The sequence below is a fragment of the Micromonospora sp. 4G55 genome (assembly GCF_016803375.1).
In genome coordinates this window covers 1-2557 of record NZ_JAEVHN010000791.1, presented here as the reverse complement: position 1 = coordinate 2557, position 2557 = coordinate 1, and the positions used below count along the sequence as shown (strand labels likewise).

The following is a 2557-nucleotide window of genomic DNA, read 5'->3' as shown; positions in this document are numbered from 1 at the left end:
CCGGCGCCCCGGCGGCACGCGCCGCCCGGAGCCGGTCTGGCCCCCTGGACCCCGACCTTCGGCATCGGGGCCACCCTCGGCCTCGCCAGCTGGGACGGACGGCTCACGGTGATCCTGGTCCCGACCGGCGAGGCACACCTGGAGGGCGCGATCGGCGACTGGAACGTGGCCACCGACCTCGCCGGCGCCGGACCGGCCATCGCCGTCAACACGGCCGGGGTCACCGTCAGCGGCAGCGCCGCCGCCGTGAAGTGGGCTGCGGAGATCGCCCGGATCGCCCCCGCCGGCCAGCCCGGCTGGGTACTCGGCGCCCCGGACGGCACCCACCTCGCCATCGGACAGGTCGTCGTCACCGGCCGGGCCAGCCTCGGCGCCGGCCGCGACGACGTCGAACTGGGCATCCGCGCCGGCCGCGCCGAGCTGGTGGTCCGCCCCGGCGACGGCGACGGGCTGCTGGCCAAGCTGCTGCCCGCCGACGGGCTCCGGGTCGGGCTCGACCTCGGTGTGGCCTGGTCGATGCGGACCGGCGCGCACCTGGCCGGGGCCGCCGCGCTGGCCGCCGAGTACCCGGTCCACCTGTCCTGGCACGGCATCGGGGTGGAGGGACTGCGGATCGCCCTGGAGGCGTCGACCGCCACCCGGACGGTCAGCGTCGTCATCAGCACCACCGTCCGCGCGGCGCTCGGACCGCTGCACGCCGTGGTGCAGAACATCGGCGTCCGCGCCGACCTGACCTTCCCACCCGCCCTGCCCACCGGCGACGGCACCCAGGCCCGCGGCGGCAACCTCGGGCCGGTCGACCTCACCCCCCGGTTCAAGGGGCCCGACGGGGTCGCGCTACGGATGGACAACGGCATCGTCTCCGGTGGCGGCTACCTCTTCGTCGACGAGGCCCGCGGCATGTACGCCGGCGCCCTGCAACTGGGCATGACCTCCACGACGCCCCTCGCGCCGATGAAGGGGTTCCGGCTCCAGGCCACCGCGATCCTCAACACCCGCAACCCGGACGGCAGCCGGCTCGCCGAGGCCGACGGCCGGCACACCTTCTCCCTGCTGCTCGCCGGCACCTACGAGTGGTTCCCCGGGCTGGTGCTGTTCTGGGGCATCTCCATCACCGGCCTCGGCCTGATCGTGGGCTGGAACCGGCGCACCAACCCGGAGGAGGTGCGCACCGCCGCCCGCGCCGGCACCCTCGACGCGCTGCTCTTCCCCCAGGATCCGGTCGGCAACGCCCCCGCCGTCATCGCCACCCTGAGTCGGATCTTCCCGGTCGACACCACCGGCACCGTGCTCGGCGCGATGGTCCGGCTGAACTTCCTCGGCGGCCAGGTCGTCGCCGACCTGGCCGTGCTGGTGGAGTTCCCCGACCCGGTCCGCATCCTGCTGCTCGGCCGGCTGGTCATCGACTTCAAGGCCGCCGGGAAGTTCCGCCTCGACTCCGCCGGCATCGTCGACGTGGCCCGCCGGGAGATCAGCGTCGACGCGGCCCTGATCGACTCGAAGCTGTTCGGCCGCCCAGTCTCCGGGGAGATGGCGCTGCGCGCCCGGTGGGGCTCCGGCGGCACGTTCGCCGTGTCCATCGGCGGTTTCCACCCCCGCTTCACCGCCCCGCCCGGCTTCCCCACCGTGAAACGGTTCACCATCGCGCTGCAGAAGTCCGGCAAGGGCATCGACCTGCAGGCGTACCTGGCCGTCACCAGCAACACCGCCCAGTTCGGCGCGGAGCTGAAGCTGCACTTCGAGGGCGGCGGCTTCGTCATCGACGGCCGGGCGTGGCTGGACGTGATGTTCCAGTTCAAGCCGTTCTGGTTCACCGCCGAGATCGGCGCCACCGTGTCGCTGAAGTACCACGACACGGAGCTGCTCGCGATCAATTTGATCATCGGTGTCAGCGGCCCGGGCCCATGGAAGGCCTGGGGTGAGGCCCGGATCAAGTTCCTGTGCTGGGAGGTGTCCGGCCACTTCTCCTGGACCGACGGGGACACCACCCACCCCCACGAACCCACCTACGTCAACGCCGGGGACACGCTCCAGGCGGCCCTGTCCACCCCCGAGGCCTGGGAGATCCGGGCGATCGGCGCCGGCGAACCGGTCACGCTGCGGAACCTGACCGGATGGACCGGGCCGATGCTGCTGCAACCCGGCGCGCTGCTGGGCGTCCGGGAGAACGTGCTGCCGCTGGACACGGACCTGCAACGCATCGGCACCTCCCGGATCACCGGGGCCAACCGGTTCACCCTGACCGGGGTGCGCGTCGGCACCGGCGAAGACGCCCTCGCCGGTCGGCTCGGCGAGACGATCGTCGACGACTTCGCCCCCGGGCAGTTCCGCGACCTGTCACCCGAGGAGCAGCTCACCACGCCCGGCGTCGTACCGCTGGCCGCCGGACGCACGGTGGCGCTGCCGGAGGGCACCTCGCTGCCGCCGGCCACGCTGACCACCTTCGCCGACCTGAGCGGCGACGCGGCGTACGACCGGGTGGTCATCGACGACCCCGACGCGGTCGGCCGGCCGCTGCCCGCGCCGCGACCCACCGCGCGCCTGGCCACCGAGGGCG

The 2557-nt window shown here is 73.6% G+C and carries 1 protein-coding gene; it reads left to right on the top strand.

The genetic code is table 11. From position 1 onward, the window contains the following. The coding region (locus JNW89_RS34240) for a DUF6603 domain-containing protein (RefSeq protein ID WP_238452188.1) at window positions 1–2557 on the top strand (2557 nt) is incomplete at both ends.